The sequence below is a fragment of the Streptomyces sp. MUM 2J genome (assembly GCF_022414535.1).
In the GTDB taxonomy this organism is placed as follows: domain Bacteria; phylum Actinomycetota; class Actinomycetes; order Streptomycetales; family Streptomycetaceae; genus Streptomyces.
In genome coordinates this window covers 279,871-300,166 of record NZ_JADWYM010000002.1, presented here as the reverse complement: position 1 = coordinate 300,166, position 20,296 = coordinate 279,871, and the positions used below count along the sequence as shown (strand labels likewise).

General features: G+C 70.7%; 17 protein-coding genes and 1 pseudogene. 8 read left to right on the top strand and 10 right to left on the bottom strand.

Features of this window, described 5'->3' with window-relative positions; translation table 11 throughout:
- Positions 1–127 precede the first annotated feature (127 nt).
- From glpR to galU, 6 genes are all read right to left on the bottom strand, one after another.
- On the bottom strand, positions 128–1,327 hold the full coding sequence (gene glpR, locus I3F54_RS03285; RefSeq protein WP_240117019.1) for a gephyrin-like molybdotransferase receptor GlpR: 1,200 nt from the start codon (positions 1,325–1,327) through the stop codon (positions 128–130).
- Positions 1,328–1,506: 179 nt separating this feature from the next.
- Positions 1,507–2,166, bottom strand: a complete 660-nt coding sequence (locus tag I3F54_RS03280) for a GNAT family N-acetyltransferase (RefSeq protein ID WP_240117065.1) — start codon at positions 2,164–2,166, stop codon at positions 1,507–1,509.
- A 20-nt stretch (positions 2,167–2,186) separates the two neighbouring features.
- Positions 2,187–2,759, bottom strand: coding sequence for a molybdenum cofactor biosynthesis protein B (locus I3F54_RS03275; protein WP_240117018.1), 573 nt, complete (start codon positions 2,757–2,759; stop codon positions 2,187–2,189).
- Positions 2,756–3,235, bottom strand: coding sequence for a cyclic pyranopterin monophosphate synthase MoaC (gene moaC / locus I3F54_RS03270; RefSeq protein ID WP_205386463.1), 480 nt, complete (start codon positions 3,233–3,235; stop codon positions 2,756–2,758). The genes I3F54_RS03275 and moaC overlap by 4 nt, the downstream gene beginning before the upstream one ends.
- Positions 3,236–3,371: 136 nt before the next feature.
- Positions 3,372–4,694 (bottom strand): gephyrin-like molybdotransferase Glp, encoded by a 1,323-nt coding sequence (glp, locus tag I3F54_RS03265; protein WP_240117017.1) that lies wholly within the window; start codon positions 4,692–4,694, stop codon positions 3,372–3,374.
- Positions 4,695–4,699: 5 nt separating this feature from the next.
- The gene (galU, locus tag I3F54_RS03260) at positions 4,700–5,602 is read right to left on the bottom strand and encodes a UTP--glucose-1-phosphate uridylyltransferase GalU (RefSeq protein WP_240117016.1); all 903 of its coding nucleotides are present in this window, start codon (positions 5,600–5,602) and stop codon (positions 4,700–4,702) included.
- 135 nt (positions 5,603–5,737) lie between these two features.
- Between galU and I3F54_RS03255 the strand changes: the two genes are divergently transcribed.
- Positions 5,738–6,316, top strand: coding sequence for a 5-formyltetrahydrofolate cyclo-ligase (locus I3F54_RS03255; RefSeq protein WP_240117015.1), 579 nt, complete (start codon positions 5,738–5,740; stop codon positions 6,314–6,316).
- A 75-nt stretch (positions 6,317–6,391) separates the two neighbouring features.
- Here the strand turns inward: I3F54_RS03255 and I3F54_RS03250 are convergent, their stop codons facing one another.
- On the bottom strand, positions 6,392–9,148 hold the full coding sequence (locus tag I3F54_RS03250; protein WP_240117014.1) for a penicillin acylase family protein: 2,757 nt from the start codon (positions 9,146–9,148) through the stop codon (positions 6,392–6,394).
- 212 nt (positions 9,149–9,360) lie between these two features.
- Between I3F54_RS03250 and I3F54_RS03245 the strand changes: the two genes are divergently transcribed.
- The 6 genes from I3F54_RS03245 to mscL all read left to right on the top strand — a co-directional run bounded on the left by I3F54_RS03245 (position 9,361) and on the right by mscL (position 15,321).
- Positions 9,361–10,911 carry a potassium/proton antiporter gene (locus tag I3F54_RS03245; protein ID WP_240117013.1) on the top strand — a complete coding sequence of 517 codons (1,551 nt, stop codon included), beginning with the start codon at positions 9,361–9,363 and terminating at the stop codon, positions 10,909–10,911.
- A gap of 421 nt (positions 10,912–11,332) precedes the next feature.
- Positions 11,333–12,622, top strand: coding sequence for an MFS transporter (locus tag I3F54_RS03240; protein WP_240117012.1), 1,290 nt, complete (start codon positions 11,333–11,335; stop codon positions 12,620–12,622).
- A 67-nt stretch (positions 12,623–12,689) separates the two neighbouring features.
- Complete coding sequence (locus I3F54_RS03235) at positions 12,690–13,025, top strand: FmdB family zinc ribbon protein (RefSeq protein ID WP_240117011.1); 336 nt, start codon at positions 12,690–12,692, stop codon at positions 13,023–13,025.
- 96 nt (positions 13,026–13,121) lie between these two features.
- Positions 13,122–13,955, top strand: a complete 834-nt coding sequence (locus tag I3F54_RS03230) for an S-methyl-5'-thioadenosine phosphorylase (protein ID WP_240117010.1) — start codon at positions 13,122–13,124, stop codon at positions 13,953–13,955.
- A gap of 169 nt (positions 13,956–14,124) precedes the next feature.
- The gene (locus I3F54_RS03225) at positions 14,125–14,709 is read left to right on the top strand and encodes a hypothetical protein (protein ID WP_240117009.1); all 585 of its coding nucleotides are present in this window, start codon (positions 14,125–14,127) and stop codon (positions 14,707–14,709) included.
- Positions 14,710–14,847: 138 nt separating this feature from the next.
- Positions 14,848–15,321 (top strand): large conductance mechanosensitive channel protein MscL, encoded by a 474-nt coding sequence (mscL, locus tag I3F54_RS03220; protein ID WP_240117008.1) that lies wholly within the window; start codon positions 14,848–14,850, stop codon positions 15,319–15,321.
- Positions 15,322–15,373: 52 nt separating this feature from the next.
- Here mscL and I3F54_RS03215 read toward each other — a convergent pair whose 3' ends face one another.
- The 3 genes from I3F54_RS03215 to pflB form a co-directional block, all read right to left on the bottom strand.
- Positions 15,374–15,550 (bottom strand): hypothetical protein, encoded by a 177-nt coding sequence (locus I3F54_RS03215; RefSeq protein WP_240117007.1) that lies wholly within the window; start codon positions 15,548–15,550, stop codon positions 15,374–15,376.
- A 94-nt stretch (positions 15,551–15,644) separates the two neighbouring features.
- The gene (pflA, locus tag I3F54_RS03210) at positions 15,645–16,475 is read right to left on the bottom strand and encodes a pyruvate formate-lyase-activating protein (protein ID WP_240117006.1); all 831 of its coding nucleotides are present in this window, start codon (positions 16,473–16,475) and stop codon (positions 15,645–15,647) included.
- 12 nt (positions 16,476–16,487) lie between these two features.
- Positions 16,488–18,785 carry a formate C-acetyltransferase gene (pflB, locus tag I3F54_RS03205; protein ID WP_240117005.1) on the bottom strand — a complete coding sequence of 766 codons (2,298 nt, stop codon included), beginning with the start codon at positions 18,783–18,785 and terminating at the stop codon, positions 16,488–16,490.
- Positions 18,786–19,013: 228 nt separating this feature from the next.
- Between pflB and I3F54_RS03200 the strand changes: the two are divergent.
- A pseudogene (locus I3F54_RS03200) lies at positions 19,014–20,252 on the top strand (low temperature requirement protein A).
- Positions 20,253–20,296: the final 44 nt, after the last annotated feature.

Here is a 20,296-nt window from a genome sequence, read left to right as displayed (position 1 = left end):
CCCGATCGGCGTGCTTGAAAATCCGTTCCCGCTCGGGTCTGCGGGCGAGGATGCCAAGGTCATTCCGCTCCTGCGCGCCCTCCGGCTCACGGGCCCGGGAGGCTCGGGACACACGAGTGGGAGCGGGTCACTCGTTGGCCGCACGGGGGCGCTGCCCGTCCTCGTACTGGTCGAAGAGGGGCGTGCGTCCACGCTCGCGTGCCCGGCGCGCGGAGGCGGCGCGGCGCGCATCAGTACGGGCGTGCGCCGTCGACTTGCTGTCCGCGCCGGGCGCCGGCTCCTCCCCTTCCTGCTCGGGCACGGCGGGCGGCTGCACCTCGTGCTCCGGCGCCACGGTGCTGGAACGCGCCGAGCTCCACGCGTCCGGCGCCCCCAGGTCCACCTCCGCCGTCGCGCGCGGCGCGACCGGGGCGGTCACGTACGTCGGCAACGGCACCGGCACCGGGTCCCAGCTCTCCCCGTGGCCCGGCCTGCGCTGCCGCTCCCGCTGCTGGTCGACCCACTCGGCGTGGTCCGTCTGCTCGACGAGCGCGCGGCGGTCCGCGGCGAGCACCGACATCCCGGGGTCGATCTCCGGCTCGGCCCCGTCGTCCGGGTCCTCGGCCTCGGCACGGTCGTCCGCGCCGACGGACGTACGCCGGCGTGGCTGACGCTCCCGCAGCCGCTGCGCCGCGGCCTCGGCCCGGCGGCGGTCCATCTGGTACGCGAAGCGACGGCGCTCCTGGCGGCGCAGGTAGGCGATGTAGGCGCTGAGGAGTACCGCGGGCGCGGCCGGCGCCCAGAGGAGCCCGAGCCCTCCGACGGCCGCGATGATCGCGCCGAGCGTGAAGGCGAGGAAGAGCATCACGGTGGTGCGCCTGCGGCGCGCGAGTACTTTCGAGCGCTGGGCGCGCGCCGCTGCCGCCTGCGCGGAGGGCGTACGCCGGGCGTTCGGCACACGCTTGCGCTCCGGCTCGGCATCGGGATGGGCCGCCGGTCCCACGGGGTGGTCGCGCTCCGGCTCGGCACGCTCCTGCGCCTGCGCGCGGGCCGCGGATGCCTCCTGGGCGGACGCCGGAGGCACGGCGAAGGACCGGACGTCCACCGAGTCGGTGACGGCGTCCGGTGCGCCGGCGTCGCCCTCCCCCTCGTCGGTGGAGCGCGCCTGCAGGTCCTTGGCGTACCGGCGCTCCATGCCCGCCCGTCCGGACAGCAACCGGATGGCCGTGCTGAAGCGTTCCGTCGGACGGGCCTCGTTCAGCTCGTCCTGCCTACGGAGCCACATCGGCACCAAGTAGGCGGCCCAGGCCCCGACGATGACTGCGTAGATGAGGCCGCTGCTGCTCACGCCTCACACGGTAGAGGGGTTTGCGCGAGCCCATCCGCCAATTGGGCCGGTGTGTCGCACGATCTGCCTGATATTTCGAGCTTTTTTTGTGACCGATGCGATCACTAGCCCGTCGGAGGTGCGAATTCCACACCCCGGGACGGTCGTCCGGCGATCAAATTCGAACATTTATTCAATTTCTATGCCTGCCCCGGATTCCCCGGCGTGTTCTGCGGATCCCGGGGCGCACCGTGCGGATTGCGCGGCGCGCTCTGCGCCCGCATGCGCTTCCAGCGGTTCATCAACCCCTCGGGAACCTCTTCCGCGGTGAGCGCGAACACGAGGTGGTCCCGCCAGGCGCCGTCGATGTGCAGATAGCGAGGGCGCAGGCCCTCGTCGCGGAATCCGAGTTTCTCCACGACCCGGCGGCTGGGCCGGTTCTCCGGGCGAATGCAGACCTCGATGCGGTGCAGGCCGACGGTGCGGAAGCAGTGGTCCATGACGAGCGCCACCGCCGTCGGCATCACCCCGCGGCCGGCCACGCTCTCGTCCACCCAGTAGCCGATGTGCCCGGAGCACATGGAACCCCAGGTGATGCCGGCGACGGTCAGCTGCCCGACCAGCCGTCCCTCGAACTCGATGACGAAGGGCAGCATCCGTCCTGCGTGCGCCTCGTGCCGCAGATGGCGCACCATCTGGCGGTAGGTCGGCCGGTGCGTGATGGGGCCGCTCGGCGTGGGTGGCGGGATCGTCGCCTCCCAGGGCCTGAGCCAGTCACGGTTGCGCCGGTTGACCTCACGCCAGGCCCGCTGGTCGCGCATCCTTATCGGCCGCAGGACGACGTCGCCCTCGGCGAGCACCACGGGCCAGGAAGGGCTGTTCAGCTCGCACCCCCACCATGTCTGGAGCGGTCCTCGCCGTGCCCGCGCTCCCCGGCCGGCCGCGGGTGGTCCCCGCCTCGGATCTGGTCCACGACGTGCACCAGCAGCGGCTCCAGCACGGCCAGGCCGTCCCGCACCCCACCGGTCGAACCCGGCAGGTTGACGATCAGGGTTCCACCGGCCACCCCCGCCAGGCCACGGGAGAGCACGGCCGTGGGTACCTTCTCCCGGCCGAAGGCCCGGATCGCCTCCGCGATGCCCGGCACCTCGAAGTCGAGCAGTGCCCGGGTGGCCTCCGGGGTGCGGTCGGTGGGCGAGACGCCGGTGCCGCCGGTGGTGACGATCACGTCGTATCCGGCCTCGACCCCCGCCCGCAGCGCGGCCAGGACCGGATCCCCGTCCGGGACGACCCTCGGGCCGTCCACGGCGAACCCGGAACCCTCCAGCCCCGCCGCGACGAGCGGTCCGCCCCTGTCCTCGTACACGCCTGCGGCAGCCCGGTTGGAGGCGGTCACGACCAAGGCGCTGTACGGAGCGGTCAGCGCCCCGCCCATCGGGACGTCCCGTGTCACGTCCGGCTCCAGTCGCCCGACTTGCCGCCCGTCTTCTCCTCCACCCGCACGTCCGTGATGACCGCTCCCTTGTCGACCGCCTTGACCATGTCGATCACGGTGAGCGCGGCGACGGAGACCGCTGTGAGGGCCTCCATCTCGACGCCCGTACGGTCCGTCGTCCTCACCGTGGCCAGGATCTCCACGGCGTCGTCCGCGACCGACAGGTCCAGTTTCACACCGGACACCGACAGCGGATGGCACAGCGGGATCAGGTCCGGCGTGCGCTTGGCTCCCATGATGCCCGCGATCCGTGCCGTGGCCAGGGCATCGCCCTTGGGAAGGCCTTCGCCGCGCAGTAGCTCCACCACACGGGGCGAGACGAGGACGCGCCCGCTGGCACGGGCCGTGCGGGCGGTCACGTCCTTCTCCGATACGTCGACCATGCGGGCCGCGCCCGCCTCGTCGATGTGCGTCAGTCGGTCCTGCGTACTCATGCTCGTGTGGCGCTCCCGGTCCGGGCCCGGTGCGGTGCGGCGCGCGGGCCTGTTGTGCGCGACACGGTACCGCCAAGCCGGCCGCGCGAGCGGCCCGGGACCCGCCGTCCCGGCATACGGGCACGCGCGCGTGCGCTCAGCCGAGCAGGACCACCTCGACGTCGCTACCGGGCTCGACGGACTCCACGTCCTCGGGGACGACGATCAACGCGTCGGCGTGCGCCAGCGCGGCCACCAGATGCGAGCCGGAGCCGCCGACCGGACTGACCGTGCCCCCGGCGTGAGCGCCTCGCAGGAACTGCCTGCGCCCCTTCGGCGAGCTCAGCGCCGTGTCCGCGGCCAGCGTGGCCGTGATGCGCGGGCGATGCACGTCCTGAAGTCCCATCAGGGTGCGGATCGCGGGGCGGACGAACAGCTCGAAGGAGACGTACGAGGACACCGGGTTGCCCGGCAGCGCGAGCAGCGGTGTGTGATCGGGGCCGATGGAGCCGAAGCCCTGGGGCTTGCCCGGCTGCATGGCCAGCTTGCGGAACTCGATGCCGCTGCCCGGTTCGTCCGCGTCACCGACGTGGGACAGCGCCTCCTTGACGACGTCGTACGCCCCCACGCTCACCCCGCCGGTGGTGACCAGCAGATCCGCGCGGATGAGCTGGTCCTCGACGGTGGAACGCAAGGTCTCGGCGTCGTCGGCGACGGCCCCCACCCGGTAGGCGATGGCACCGGCGTCACGGGCCGCCGCGGTCAGCGCGAAACTGTTGGAGTCGTAGATCTGGCCGCTGCCGAGCTCCTCACCCGGCTGCACGAGTTCGCTGCCGGTGGACAGCACCACCACGCGCGGGCGCGGGCGCACGTGCACCGAGCCCCGGCCGATCGCCGCGAGCAGCGCGATCTGTGGCGGGCCGAGCACTGTTCCGGCCGCGAGGGCCCGCTCCCCCGCCTTCACGTCACTGCCCTTCGCCCGCACGTGCGCGCGGGCCTCGGCCGGCCGGTACACGCGCACCTGCCCGGCGGCGCCCTCCGGAGCCAGGCTGCGCGCGCGCATCCCGCTCACCGGGCCCTCGCCGAGCCCCCCGTCGGTCCACTCGACGGGGACGACCGCCTCGGCCCCGGACGGCAGCGGGGCGCCGGTCATGATGCGGGCGGCCTGACCGGGGCCGACCCGGAGCAGGTCGGACTGGCCCGCCGCGACGTCCCCGACGACCTCCAGGACCGCCGGGAACTGCTCGCTCACACCCGCGACGTCCGCGACCCGCACCGCGTACCCGTCCATGGAGCTGTTGTCGAACGGTGGCAGCGAGACCGGGACCGTGACGTCGTCGACCAGGACGCAGCCCTGGGCGTCGAGCAGTTGCAGCTCGATGGGGTCGAGGGGGCGGACGGTGGCGAGGATGTCCTCCAGATGCTCGTCCACCGACCACAAGGGGTCCTGGCCGGTGGTGCGGGGCGCGGCGCTGCTCAAGGTGGCTACATCTCCTCGGTGACGTAACTGCGAAGCCAGGTCCGGAAGTCCGGGCCCAGATCCTCACGTTCGCACGCGAGTCTGATGATGGCACGCAGATAGTCACCGCGGTCGCCGGTGTCGTAGCGGCGTCCCTTGAAGACGACGCCGTGCACCGGGCCGCCGACCTTCTCGTCCTGCGCGAGCTGCTGGAGGGCGTCGGTGAGCTGGATCTCGCCGCCGCGGCCCGGCTCGGTGGTGCGGAGTATGTCGAAGATGTGCGGGTCGAGGACGTAACGGCCGATGATCGCGTAGTTCGAGGGGGCGTCGGCGGGGTCCGGCTTCTCGACGAGGCCACTGACCTTGACGACGTCGCCGTCCTCGGTCTCCTCCACGGCCGCGCAGCCGTAGAGGTGGATCTGCTCGGGGGCGACCTCCATGAGCGCGACGACACTGCCGCCGGACTGCTCCTGGACCTCGATCATCCGCTGCAGCAGCGGGTCCCGGGGGTCGATGAGGTCGTCGCCCAGCAGAACGGCGAAGGGCTCCTGTCCCACGTGCGGCGCCGCACACAGCACGGCGTGGCCGAGCCCCCTGGGGTCACCCTGCCGGACATAGTGCATGGTCGCGAGGTCGCTGGACTCCTGGACCTTGGCCAGCCGCTCCGTGTCGCCCTTCTTCTCCAGGGCCGACTCGAGCTCGTAGTTGCGGTCGAAGTGGTCTTCCAGCGGGCGCTTGTTGCGCCCCGTGATCATGAGGACGTCGTCGAGACCGGCGGACACGGCCTCTTCGACCACATACTGGATCGCCGGCTTGTCCACGACCGGCAGCATCTCCTTGGGCGTCGCCTTGGTGGCGGGCAGGAATCGCGTGCCGAGGCCTGCCGCGGGGATGACAGCCTTGCTGATCCTGGGGTGGGACTGGGTCATGGCGTCACCCTATCCGGTGCCCTTGGCGGGGAATTGCGTCTCTCCGCAACCAAAACTGCTCATATGAGCGCACGGAAAACGGTACGGGAGCCACGAGTGAACGACAGCGGACCTGCGGCTGACTCTGACAAGCGGATGTTGCGGCGGGAATTCCTCTCGGTGAGGAACCGGTTGAACGCCGACGATCTGCGGGAAGCGGCCGGCGCCCTGGCCCGGCGCGCGCTGGAGCTGCCCGAGCTGGCTCGGGCGCGCACGGTGGCGGCGTACGTCTCGGTGGGGAGCGAACCGGGAACGCTCGCGCTCCTGGACGCGCTGCGCACGCGGGGCGCGCGCGTCCTGCTGCCGGCGCTGCTGCCCGACAACGACCTGGACTGGGGCGAGTACTCCGGCGCGGGCTCCCTCGCGCGCGTCCGGCACGGGGGGCGGATGGCGCTCTTCGAACCCGCCGGCGAACGTCTGGGCCCCGAGGCCGTGACCACGGCGGACGTCGTCCTGCTGCCGGGGGTTGCGGTCGACGCGCGCGGCATGCGCCTGGGGCGCGGCGGCGGCTCGTACGACCGCGTACTGGCCCGTCTGGAACGCGCGGGCGCACACCCCGCGCTGGTGGTACTGCTGTACGACACCGAGGTCGTGACGCGTCTCCCCGAGGAGGCGCACGACCGACCGGTGCACGCGGTGGTGACCCCTTCGGGAGTGCGCCGCTTCGGGAGCTGAGGCGGGCTGCCGCGCGGTCCCGGCGCGCGAAAGGGGCCTGCACACGCGCGTGCAGGCCCCTGACTCACCGTCGGCTCACGGTTTCAGGACGAGGGCGTCGCTGGTGCTGCCGTCGACCGCCTGCCGGGAGAACGACCAGGGAAGCAGTTCGCCCTTGGCCCACTTTCCGGTCTGGTCGGTGTAGTGGGCGCTGTAGGCGTGCCCGGAGGCGCCGCTGAGGTTGATCCACTTCGACTTGTCCATGTTGTCGAGGTTGACCACCATCCGCATCGACGGCACCCATACGACACCGTAGCCGCCGGCGGCGTTCCAGCCGGCCGCGTCGACCGCGGCCTCCCCTCCGCCGAGGTTCCACGGACCGCGGTTGAGCACGTACTGCAGGACGCCGGGACCCTCGGTGCCCAGGGTCTGGTTCTTCAGGAACAGCCGGTGCAGCCGGCCCCAGCTCCAGGTATCGATGTCCTTGCCGAGCCTGGCCGTGAGTTCCCAGCGAGCGTCGATCATGGCGCGCTTGAACAGCTCGTCCCGGTTGTGCGCCGCGGGGTGCGTGCCCGACCCGGGCGCCGTCCACCAGTCGTTCTTCTCGTCGTCCATGAGGTTGCGCACCACCTCGAACCAGCGGTCGCCGCCGTCCGGCTGCGCCTGGTCGGCGTCGCGCTGACCGCACTCGCGCACCTTCTCGGTGTCGTCGACGGGGCCGGTGGTGTCGGCCGGGTCCACCCACAGGCACTGGCCCTCGACCCTCAGCTCCTTGGGCAGCTTGTTGCCGAAGGCGAGCCTGAGGATGTTGCGCCAGACGGAGTTGAAGTAGGCGGCGGCGGCCGAGTCGGCGTCCTGGGTGTAGTCCCAGCCCTCCAGCAGCTTCTGCGCCTGGCGGACGTCCTTGTCACCGATGTCGATCTTCAGCAGCGACGGCACCAGCAGCTTGGCGATCTCGCTGCTGTTGTCGAGCTGCATCTGCCGCATGTCGTCGGTCGAGATCTTGCCGTCGCCCTTGATCTTCTGCTCGATCAGGTCGTTGATCCGCTGGCTGCGGGCGCCGTAGCCCCAGTCGGTGGTGAGCGTGTAGGGGTAGTCCTTGCCGATCACGGCCTGGTTGGCGGTGACGATGTAGCCGCGCTCGGGGTTGTACTCGTGGGGCAGCTCGTCGAAGTCCAGGTAGCCGGTCCAGCGGTACTCGGAGTCCCAGCCCGGCGCGGGCACCGAGCCGTCGTCGCCCTTCGCTCGCGTGGGGATCTTTCCGGGCAGCTGGTAGCCGATGTTGTTCCTGGTGTCGGCGTAGATGAGGTTCTGCGAGGGCACCTCGAACAGCTTGGCCGCGGCGCGGAAGCCCTCCCAGTCGGCCGCCTTGTCCATGGCGAACACGGCGTCCATGGAGGTGCCCGGGTCCAGGGCGGTCCAGCGCAGCGCGATGCCGTAGCCGTCGCCGCGGTCGGGGGCCGAGGTGTCGACCGTCGCCTTCTTGCCGACCTGCACCAGTTCGTCGCTGCGGTCGGACAGCAACGGCATCCCGTCCTCGGTCTGGCGGATGACGATCTTCTTCGAGTCGCCGCCGGCGACCTCGATGGTCTCCTCACGGGTCGTGAAGGGGACGACCTTGCCGTCATGGAGGTAGCCGTCGCCGGCGAGCTTCTCCAGGTAGAGGTCGGTGACGTCGACACCGGAGTTGGTCATGCCCCAGGCGATGTCCTTGTTGTGACCGATGACGACGCCGGGCATGCCGGCGAAGGTGTAGCCGGCGACGTCGAACTGGCAGGTGCTGGACACGCTGCGGCAGTGCAGGCCCATCTGGTACCACACGGACGGCAGGGAGGGCGACAGGTGCGGGTCGTTGGCCAGGAGGGGCTTGCCGGTGATGGTGTGCTCCCCGGCGACGACCCAGGAGTTGGAGCCGATGCCGTTGCCGTTCACGCCGACGGCCGAGGGGATGTCGTCCAGGACCTTGTAGAGGCCCGCCAGCTGGCTCTGCAGAGCCGGGGAGGCGGTGCCCGAGGAGGTGCCCGCCGCGCCGCTCGTCGACGCGCCCGAGCCGCTGGAGGCGCCCTGCTGCTCGAACGTCTTGGCGAGCTCGTCGTACGCGCCCTCCCGGACGATCGGCCGGTTGCGGTCGTAGGGGTACTGCGGGTAGAGGTCGGCGATCTGCTTCGGGCCGAGGCGGCTGGTCATCAGGGCGCGGTCGATCTCGTCCTGCATGTTGCCGCGCAGGTCCCAGGCCATCGCCTTCAGCCAGGCGACCGAGTCGACCGGGGTCCACTTCCCCGGCTTGTAGTCGTTGGCGAAGCCGAGGGCGGCGTACTCCAGCGAGAGGTCCTTGCCGTCCTTGCCGTCGAGATAGGCGTTGACGCCCTTGGCGTAGGCCTGGAGGTACTTCTTCGTGGCGGGCGACAGCTCGGTGGCGTACTCCTGCTTCGCGACCCGGTCCCAGCCGAGCGTGCGCAGGAACGCGTCGTTGTCGACCTGACTCGCGCCGAACATCTCCGACAGACGCCCGGACGTCAGGTGGCGGCGCACGTCCATCTCGTAGAACCGGTCCTGCGCCTGGACGTACCCCTGCGCCATGAACAGGTCCTCGTCGGAGGAGGCGTAGATCTGCGGGATGCCGTATCCGTCACGCTTGACGTCCACGGGGCCGGACAGCCCCGGGAGCGTGATCGATCCCTTCGTCTGCGGGAACGAGGCGCGGACGGTGCTGACGGACCAGTACCCCCCGTAGCCGGCACCTCCGATGACGGCCAGCACCAGGACAAGCACGATAAAACGGGCTTTGCGCCCCTTCTTCCTGCCGGACTTGCCGGGCTTGTCACCCGTTGTGGCGGTGGTGTTGGGGGGCATCGCTGTCCTTGCTGTCCTAACGCGAGCGGCAGGCGGTCCTGGAGTGCTGGAGCAACCATAGGCGCAGGGCCCGGTGGCACTTGACGCGGAGTCTGGAACCAGTACGGGCGAGCGTTCGAGCACGCTCGGGAGAACGTCAAGAAATCGTCAAGAGTTAGGTAAGGTAACGAAGTAGTCGTGCACGGGCACGCATCGCCTCGTGTCCGATATGTATGTGTCCGCGCGCGAAGCTCGTGCGCCAGGGAAGGGATCCGCCGCTGACCGTCCACCAGCTCAACCAGCTCCTGCTCGTCTGCTCGCTCGTCCTGCTCGTCGCCGTGGCGGCAGTCCGGATCTCGTCGCGCAGCGGGCTCCCCAGCCTGCTCGTGTACCTGGGCATCGGCGTCCTCATGGGTCAGGACGGCGTCGGCAACATCCACTTCGACAACGCCGAACTGACCCAGGTCATCGGATATGCCGCCCTGGTCGTCATCCTCGCCGAGGGCGGACTCGGCACGAAGTGGAAGGAGATCAGACCGGTCCTGCCGGCCGCCACCGCCCTGGCCCTGGCCGGCGTCGCGGTGAGCGTCGGCGTCACGGCCGCGAGCGCGCACTACCTGACCGGACTGGAGTGGCGGCAGGCCCTCATCATCGGCGCGGTGGTGTCCTCCACGGACGCGGCGGCCGTCTTCTCGGTGCTCCGGAAGATCCCGCTCCCCGCGCGCGTGACGGGCACCCTGGAAGCCGAGTCCGGCTTCAACGACGCCCCGGTCGTCATCATGGTCGTCGCGTTCTCCGCGGCGGGGCCGGTCGAGCACTGGTACGTCCTGCTCGGCGAGATAGCCCTGGAGCTGGCCATCGGCGCCGCGGTCGGCCTCTCGGTCGGCTGGCTGGGCGCGTGGACCCTGCGGCACGTCGCGCTGCCCGCGTCCGGCTTGTATCCGATCGCCGTCATGGCGATCGCGGTCACCGCGTACGCGGCGGGCGCACTGGCGCACGGCAGCGGCTTCCTCGGCGTCTACCTCGCCTCGATGGTGCTGGGCAACGCGAAGCTGCCGCACTGGCCCGCCACCCGCGGGTTCGCCGACGGACTCGGCTGGATCGCCCAGATCGGCATGTTCGTCCTGCTCGGCCTGCTGGTCACACCACACGAGCTGGGCGGCGACGTGGCGCCCGCGCTCGTCATCGGGCTGGTGCTCACCGTGATCGCGCGCCCCCTGAGCGTCGTCTCCTGCCTCGTGCCCTTCCGGGTGCCCTGGCAGGAGCAGGCCCTGATGTCGTGGGCCGGGCTGCGCGGGGCCGTGCCCATCATCCTGGCGACCATTCCGATGGTGAACGGCGTCGACGGCAGCCGGCGCATCTTCAACATCGTCTTCGTCCTGGTCGTCGTCTACACCCTGGTCCAGGGGCCCACACTGCCCTGGCTGGCCCGCAAGCTGCGGCTGGGGCAGGGACCGGAGGCCGCCGACCTCGGCATCGAATCGGCTCCGCTGGAACGGCTCCGCGGCCACCTGCTGTCGGTCTCCATCCCCGGGGGGTCGAAGATGCACGGCGTCGAGATCAACGAACTGCGGCTGCCGGCCGGGGCGGCGGTCACGCTCGTCGTGCGCGACGGCGCGTCGTTCGTGCCGATGCCGACGACGGCGCTGCGGCGCGGGGACGAACTGCTCGTCGTGGCGACGGACCCCGTGCGCGACGCGACCGAAAGACGCCTGCGTGCCGTGGGCAAGGGCGGCAAGCTGGCCGGATGGCTCGGCGCGGGCAACGGGGGCGCGGAACACTGAGCCGAGCGCCCACAGCGCGCGCCTCCCGCGCGGGCGGTGGGACGGCACGCCCGGCGGGCGCCGGGAAGACCGCGCGGTTCCCGGGCGGATTACGGCGCGCGGGCGGCTCGCGGCGCGGGAGCCCCGGGGCGGTTACGGGGCGGGCTCGTTCAGGCACGCTCCGTTCCACCGCCATTCCCAGGCGAACGTCTCCATGGTGCTCGTTTTCACAGGTGCGCCATCTGCTTCCCCCTGTACGATGAAGGCCGCACCCTGATCGAACCAACTCTGCCTGACGCAGAGCTGGCGCGACCGTATGGCGGCCGGGTCGCCCCCGCAGTGGGCGCCGGCATCTACCGCAGTCCGCGCAAGAGGACAGCTCTCGGCGCCCGCGCCCCCTTACAAGGGGGCCGCGCTACCAGGCGGCAGAAAGGCACAGGCCGTGGCATCCACGGTCACCACCGAGCCGCAGAACACGACGGCCGCCGCGCGCCCGGGATACGGGCAGCTGCTGCGCACACGCGGCGCATGGACGTTCCTGCTCCCCGGCTTCGCGGCCCGTCAGCCGTTCGCGATGCTGACCATCTCCATCGTGCTGCTGGTCCAGCACACCACCGGCTCCTACGGAGCGGCCGGCGCCGCCGCGGCCGTCACCGGTGTCTCCATGGCGCTGTTCGCTCCCTACAGCGGCCGTCTCGCGGACCGCTACGGGCAGCGCATCGTGCTGGTTCCCGGAGTGATCGTGCACGCGCTGTCGGGGCTCACGCTGACGGCGCTCGCTCTCTCCCACGCGCCCCTGTGGGCGCTGTTCACGGCGGCCGTGCCGACCGGCGCCTCGGTGCCGCAGGTCGGCCCCATGGTGCGCGCCCGGTGGGGAGTGAAGCTGAAGGGCTCGCGCCTGATGACCACCGCGGCGGCCTTCGAGTCCGTCACGGACGAGCTGACCTTCGTCGTCGGCCCGCTGCTCGCCACCGCGCTCTGCACGGCCGTGAACCCCGCGGCGGGCCTGGTCACGGAAGCCGCGCTGACCCTGGTCGGCGGTCTGCTGTTCGCCGCGCAGAAGAACACCCAGCCCGCGGTGCGCGCCGGCGCTCACGCGCGCGTGGCGCACGCCTCCGCGCTGCGCGTGCCCGGCGTGCGCGTGCTGATCGTGACGTTCCTGGGCATCGGATCGGTCTTCGGCGGCATGCAGGTCTCCCTCGCCGCGTTCACCGAGTCGATCGGCGAGCCCGGGCTGAACGGCGTCCTGTACGGCGTCTTCGCGGCGGGCAACATGCTCTCCGGCATCGCGTGCGGCGCGATCGCCTGGCGGTCCACTCCGCAGCAGCGCCTCCTCATGGGGTACGCGGCGCTGGCGTTGACCGCCTCCGCGCTGTGGACGGCGCACTCTGCACTCGTGCTCGCCGGCCTCGGCCTACTGGTCGGCATGTGCATCGCGCCCGCGCTCATCACCGGCTACACGCTGGTGGAGGCCCTCGTCCCGGCCGGGGCGCGCACCGAGGCGTTCACGTGGCTGACCGGTGCGGTGGCGCTCGGCCAGGCCGCGGCCGTCACGGTCGCCGGGCAGTTGGAGGACCGCTTCTGGGGCGGGGCCGGATTCCTGGTGCCGATGGGCGGCACCCTGCTCGCCCTGACCACCCTGCTGGCGCTGCGCTCGCGACTGGCGGCACGGCCCGCCGGGCTCACCGTCGCACGTGGCGTCGGTCACCGCGTGCCGGTCACGGTGGACTGATCCCGCGGAATACGTCACTATGGAGCGTCGTTAGCACTCATCGAGTGAGAGTGCCAGGAGGAAGACAGTGCCCACCTACCAGTACCAGTGCACCGAGTGCGGCGAGGGCCTCGAGGCGGTGCAGAAGTTCACCGACGACGCCCTGACCGAGTGCCCCAGCTGCAGTGGCCGCCTGAAGAAGGTGTTCTCCGCGGTGGGCATTGTCTTCAAGGGATCCGGCTTCTACCGCAACGACAGTCGCGGCGCGTCGTCCAGCAGCGCCCCCTCGTCGTCGAAGCCGTCGACGTCTTCCTCGGGCTCGTCGTCGTCGGACTCGTCCTCGTCGTCGGGCTCGTCCTCGTCGGCCTCCTCGACCTCCTCGTCGTCGGGCTCGGGCGCCTCCACCGGCACCACCGCCGCCTGAGGCGCATCGCCCGGAACTCCGCCCCGGACGGCACGGCCTTCCACGTCTTCGGAGGCCGGCACCGAGTCCTGCGTGGTGCCGACTACTGTGCACCTCATGGCGAACGCAGAGATCGGTGTAATCGGCGGTTCCGGGTTCTACTCGTTCCTCGAGGACGTGACCGAGGTCCAGGTGGACACCCCCTACGGGCCGCCCAGCGACTCCCTCTTCCTCGGTGAGATCGCCGGACGGCGGGTCGCGTTCCTGCCCCGGCACGGCCGCGGCCACCATCTCCCGCCGCATCGGATCAACTACCGGGCCAACCTCTGGGCGCTGCGCTCGATCGGCGTGCGCCAGGTCCTCGGCCCGTCCGCGGTCGGCGGCCTGCGCCCCGAGTACGGGCCGGGCACACTGCTCGTCCCCGACCAGATGGTCGACCGGACGAAGTCCCGGGCGGGAACGTACTTCGACGGGCTGCCGCTGCCCGACGGCACGCTGCCGAACGTGGTGCACGTGTCCCTGGCGGATCCCTACTGCCCCACCGGGCGGACGGCTGCGTTGAAGGCGGCTCGCGGCCGGGACTGGGAACCGGTGGACGGCGGAACGCTCGTGGTCGTCGAGGGACCGCGTTTCTCGACCCGTGCCGAATCGTTGTGGCACCAGGCACAGGGGTGGTCGGTGGTGGGGATGACCGGCCACCCGGAGGCGGCGCTCGCCCGCGAGCTGGAACTCTGCTACGCGTCCATGACCCTGGTCACGGACCTGGATGCGGGAGCCGAGACCGGCGAGGGAGTCTCGCACGACGAGGTGCTGCGGGTGTTCGCGGCCAACGTCGACCGGCTGCGCGGCGTGCTGTTCGACGCGGTGGCCGCGCTGCCCTCGACCGAGCAGCGGGACTGCCTGTGCACGCACGCTCTCGGTGGAATGGATCCCGGTTTCGAACTGCCGTAGGCCGGACCGTGACAGAAGGGACGGCAGGGGCTGCGACGATACGGAACTCCCCGTTCGAGTGAGCCGTTTGTCCACAACCCGCCGGTAGCCCACGGGCTCCGGCGAGCGAACGCGCAAGGCCTCATCGTGGCCTGGTCAGACGGTCTCCCGTCGCAGGTGGTGATCCCGCATGTCCCTTCCCCTCTCTCCGTCCCCGCCCCCGCCCTCTCCCTTTCCGCAACCGCCCGGCACGGATGCCCCACCCACGTGCGAAGTGCCGCACTTCGCTCCCGTGCGCGTGGGCGGTGTGCGCCACCGGCTGCACCGGTTCCTGCGCCGTCGGCGACTCGCCGCGGCGGTCGGGCTGGCCCTCACGGCCGCCGTGCTCGTGGCGGCGGGTCCACGTGCCGACCGCGCTCGCGGCCGTCCGGAGGGGGGCACACCGGTTCATGCGCCCGCGGCCGCCGAAGCCGGCGCGCGTGAGCGGCGCACCACCGAGGCGCGGGTGTCGGCGCCGGTGCGCATCGCCGACGCCGACACGGTACGGCTGCTGAAGCCGGGCGACCGCGTCGACGTCATCGCCGCCGCGCAGACGGCATCCGGCGGCGGTGGCGCCCGGGTGATGGCGCGGGCGGCGCTGGTGACCGCGCTGCCGGAGTCCGGCGACGGCGCTGCCGGCGCCGGAGCGCTGGTGGTTCTCTCGGTGCCGCGTGCCACGGCAGCGCGCTTGGTCGCCGCGGGTGCGACGGCCCGGTTGGCGGTGACGCTGTGCTGAGCCGAGCCGTCCGCAGGTTGCGGATCCTGCTGTCAAGTCCCTCTTTGGAGCTATCGAATTGGACAGAGGTCCCTCGCCCTGGCGTAGGTTGCGGAGCGTTTCGTTCCACGACAGGTACATACGAGAAAGGGCCCCGAGGTGAGGGAGAAGAAGGGACCGAGCGTCTTGCAGGGCTTCAAAGCCTTTCTGATGCGCGGCAACGTCGTCGATCTGGCGGTAGCGGTGGTCATCGGCGCCGCCTTCACGAACATCGTCAACTCGGTGGTGAAGGGGATCATCAATCCGCTGGTCGGCACGATCGGCACGCAGAACCTCGACAACTACAGCACGTGCCTGAAGGCGCCGTGCACGAAAGCGGCCGACGGCACGGTCGCGAGCGGCATCCAGATCATGTGGGGCTCGGTGCTCGGCGCCACGCTCAGCTTCGTGATCACCGCGGCGGTGGTGTACTTCCTGATGGTGCTGCCGATGTCGAAGTACCTGGCGCGGCAGGCGAACCGGGAAGCTGCGCGCGAGGGTACGAAGGAAGTCGTCGAGGTGACCGAGCTCGAGGTGCTCAAGGAGATCCGGGACGTCGTGGTCGCCCAGCGCAGCGCCGGCGACGGCAGGTAACCACGGCCGTACGTGCGGCATTGCGGGCAGCGGCCCGCTGGGCCCGGGAGGCTCAGAGGTGGTGGGGCGGCTTCTCGTCCAGGAAGCGCTTCAGGTCACCGGCGGTGTCGCCGCCCGGCCGCTCGCCCCAGCCGCGGTCCGTGTCGTCCGACGACTGCTGGTCGAGCGGGTCCTCGAAGATCAGCGCGGCCTTCGGGTCGCGGGGCTCGGGCGTGGGTGCGGTGGTCATGCCTCCAGGGTACGGCTCCGGGAACGGCGCCCCTCGGGAGTGCGCGCGCCCCTCGCCCGAGCGGCCCGGCCGACGGGCTGCTCGGACGGCCCGGTCACACGGCGTACAGGCCGTGACCGGTGAAGATGCTCCGGGCCCGGGCGATCTGCTCGGGCGTCGGGCTGGGCGTGTCGTGGAGCAGGAAGGGCCGCCCGAGCGCGTTCCACTTGGACTCGCCCAGCTTGTGGAAAGGCAGGACGTCGACACGCGTGACGTTGCCGAGGCCGGCGGCGAAGGCGGCGACGCCCTCGACGTTCGCCGCCTCGTCGGTGAGTCCGGGCACGAGGACGAAGCGGACGTGGACCTCCTTGCCCAGGTCGGCGAGGCGGCGGGCGAAGTCGAGGGTCGGGTGCAGCGGGCGCCCGGTGACCTTGCGGTAGGTGCCCCGGTTCCAGGACTTGATGTCGAGCAGGACGAGGTCCGTGTCGCGCAGCAGCGCGTCGGTGGCGCGTGCGCCGAGGAACCCCGAGGTGTCAAGGGCGGTGTGCAGGCCCAGTTCGTGCTTGAAACGGTGCAGCAGCTCACCGGTGAAGACGGGCTGCAGCAGGGGTTCTCCCCCGCTGATGGTGGCGCCGCCCCCGGCGGCCGCTATGAAGCGCGTGTACTTGCGGGCCTCGGCGACGATCTCTTCAGCCGTGGTGCGCTTGCCGTCGCGCATCCGCCATGTGTCGGGGTTGTGGCAGTAGAGACAGCTCAGCGGACAGCCGGACAGGAAGGTCACGAACCGCGTGCCGGGGCCGTCGACCCCGGTCGACAGGTCCCAGGAGTGGACCGAGCCGACCGCGGGCCGGCGGGTCGCCGCGGCAGCGGGCGTGGCGGCGGACCCGGGGGAAGGGGTCCCGGCCGGCGCCGGGGTGTCCGGCGCCGGCGGAGGAAACGCGGTCATCGTCCTGCTCCCTCACAACGTTCCGTGGAAGGTGCGGTTGATGACGTCGAGCTGCTGCTCACGCGTGAGACGGATGAAGTTGACCGCGTAACCGGAGACCCGGATGGTCAGCTGGGGGTACTTCTCGGGGTGCTCCATCGCGTCCTCGAGGGTCGCCCGGTCGAGCACGTTGACGTTCATGTGGAAGCCACCGGCGTCCATGAAGCCGTCCAGTACGCCGGAGAGGTTGGCGATCCGGTCCTGAGGGGTACGCCCCAGTGCCTCGGGCGTGATGGTGTTCGTCAGCGAGATGCCGTCCTCCGCGTCGTCGTAGGAGATCTTGGCGACGGACAGCGCCGAGGCGACGTAGCCGTGCTGGTCGCGGCCGTTCATGGGGTTGGCGCCGGGCGCGAAGGGGGTGCCGGCGCGTCGGCCGTCCGGCGTGTTGCCCGTCTTCTTGCCGTAGACGACGTTGGAGGTGATGGTCAGGACCGACTGGGTGTGCACCGCGTCGCGGTACGTCGGGTGCCGGCGCAGCTTCTCCATGAACTCGTGGACGATCCAGCGGGCGAGGTCGTCGGCCCGGTCGTCGTTGTTGCCGTACGCCGGGTAGTCGCCCTCGACGGCGTAGTCGACGGCGAGGCCGGTGTCGTCGCGGATCACCTTCACGCGGGCGTACCTGATGGCGGACAGCGAGTCGGCGGCGACGGACAGGCCGGCGATGCCACAGGCCATGGTGCGCAGGATCTCGCGATCGTGCAGAGCCATCTCCAAGCGCTCGTAGGCGTACTTGTCGTGCATGTAGTGGATGACGTTCAGCGCGTGGACGTAGGTCTTCGCGAGCCAGTCGAGCATGGCGCCGTAGGCGGCCAGGACGGTGTCGTAGTCGAGGTACTCGTCGGTGATCGGCTCGAAGCCCTCGACGACCGTCTTGCCGGAGATCTCGTCGCGACCGCCGTTGATGGCGTACAGCAGGGCCTTGGCGACGTTGACACGGGCTCCGAAGAACTGCATCTGCCGGCCCGTGGCCATGGCGGAGACACAGCAGGCGATGGCGGTGTCGTCCCCGTACTTGGGACGCATCAGCTCGTCGGACTCGAACTGCAGGGCACTGGTGTCGACGGCGACCCGGGCGGCGTACTCCTTGAACGGCTCGGGCAGGCGCGGGGACCAGAAGACGGTCAGGTTGGGCTCGGGCGCCGGGCCGAGGTTGTAGAGGGTGTGCAGCGCGCGGAAGGTGGTGCGGGTGACCAGGGGGCGCCCGTCCTCGCCGATGCCGGCCATCGACCAGGTGACCCAGGTGGGGTCCCCGGAGTACAGCTCGTTGTACTCCGGGGTGCGCAGGAAGCGCACGATGCGCAGCTTGATGACGAAGTCGTCGATGAGTTCCTGCGCCTGGGACTCGGTGAGCAGGCCACGGTCGATGTCGCGCTGGAGGTAGATGTCGAGGAAGGCGTCGATGCGGCCGATGGACATGGCCGCGCCGTTCTGCTCCTTGACGGCCGCGAGGTAGGCGAAGTAGAGCCACTGGACGGCTTCGCGGCCGGTGCGGGCGGGGCCGGAGATGTCGTAGCCGTAGGAGAGGGCCATGGTCCTGAGTTCTTCGAGGGCCCGGATCTGCTCCCGGGTTTCCTCGCGTTCCTTGATGACCTGCTCCGTGGGCCACTGGGCATCGAGGGAAACCTTGACCGCCTCTTTGGCCGCTATGAGCCGGTCGACGCCGTAGAGGGCGACACGGCGGTAGTCGCCGATGATGCGTCCACGACCGTAGGCGTCGGGCAGCCCGGTGATGATGCCGGAGGAGCGGCAGGCACGGATCTCGGGGGTGTAGGCGTCGAAGACACCGTCGTTGTGGGTCTTGCGGAGCTTGGTGTAGATCTCCCGGACCGCGGGGTCGGGCTCGTACCCGTACGCCCTGAGGGCGTTCTCGACCATGCGCCAGCCGCCGTTGGGCATGATGGCCCGCTTGAGCGGGGCGTCGGTCTGGAGGCCGACGACGAGGTCGAGGTCACGGTCGATGTAGCCGGGCGCGAAGGCGTCGATGCGAGAGGGCGTGCTGACATCGACGTCGTGGACGCCGTGCTCGATCTCGGCGGGGAACATCGCCAGGAGCTTGTTCCAGACCTTGGTGGTGCGCTCGGTGGGCCCGGCGAGGAAGGAGCCGTCCCCTTCGTACGGGGTGTAGTTGGCCCGGACGAAGTCCCGCACGTCGCTGGTGTCGCGCCACAGACCGCCGCGGAAGCCGGTCCAGGCGTCACCCGGCGCCGACGTCTTGTCAGCCGTCTGCTCGGCAGGAGTGACGGTCGTGGTTTCCGCAGGAGTGGCAGTCATGTCCGACACCTTCCGCATCGCTTCACCGGTACGGCCCCATTGCACTCCCGCGCCGAGCGCCACGGGCGCCGCGTTGGTCCCCGATCAGGGCCCGAAGGTCCCGCCCGTGGCCGGCGAGAGGGCCTCCCATATCGCTTGACCTGGCCGTTTCACGTGATCGCCACCCCCTCCTCTGTTTGTGAATTCCTTCACAAGATTTTTGGGCGGTTGTCTGCTGTGCTAGGAGGCATGACGTCCGCTTCGAGCCCGCCGCCTGCGCCGTCCCGTCCGGACACACGTTCCGGTCCACTGCGCAAGCTCACCGCGCCCGGCCGGGACGAATCCCACCGAGTGGCCTCGCCCCTGGAACTCTTCTTCGACCTGTGCTTCGTCGTCGCGATCGCGCAGGCCGTGTCCAGCTCGTGCACGCGCTCGCGGAGGGGCAGGCGGGCGAGGGCATCCTCAACTACGCGATGGTCTTCTTCGCCATCTGGTGGGCCCGGATGAACTTCTCCTGGTTCGCCTCGGCGTACGACAACGACGACACCCTCTACCGGGTCGTCACCCTCGTGCAGATCGCCGGCGTCCTGGTACTGGCGGCGGGGGTGACACAGGCCTTCGACGAACACGACTTCCTGGTGGTCTGGTTCGGGCTACGTGATCATGCGGCTGGCGATGGCGGGCCAGTGGCTGCGGGTCGCGAGATCGGCCCGTGCCGCGGAGAGGGCCATGGCTCTGCGCTACGTCGGCGGCGTGCTGCTGTGTCAGGTGGGCTGGCTGGGCCTGGTGCTCCTTCCCGAACCCGCCCGCCCCTGGCTGTTCCTGGCGATGGCGGCCGCGGAGCTGTGCCTGCCCGTGTACGCGGAGAAGAGCTGCTCCACCTCCTGGCAGCCGCATCACATCGCCGAGCGGTACGGCCTGTTCACCATCATCGTGCTCGGCGAGTCGGTCGCCGCGGCCACGATCGCCGTCAAGTCGGCCGTCGACGAGCACGATGCCCTCGGGGAACTCCTGCCGATCGCAGCCGGCGGCCTGCTGATCGTGTTCTCCGCCTGGTGGATCTACTTCGTGGTTCCCATCCACGGACACCTGCGCTCCAACAAACAGGCGTTCCTGTGGGGCTACGGCCACTACCTGGTCTTCGCCTCCGCGGCCGCGATCGGCGCCGGCCTTGAGGTCGCGGTCGAGCAGACCGTGGGCACGTCGCAGATCTCCACGATGGCCGCGTCGGCCGCGGTGACCCTGCCGACGGCCCTCTACCTGATCAGCGTCTGGGCGCTGCACTCGCGCCATTTCAAGGTCGGCATCACCCAGCAGACGGTGCTGCCGACGACGGCACTGCTCGTCATCTGCTGCACCTTCCTGGGCGACTGGGCGGTTCTGGCAGCAGGCCTGGTCTCGGCGCTCGCCGTGGCGGTGGGGGTGACGTTGACGGCGCGCATGGCGGCCGGGGACGGCGCGAGGCGGCAGGCCGCTCGGGCGGCATGACGCAGCGACCACCAGGCACCGGCGCGCAGCTCTCCGGCCCGCCG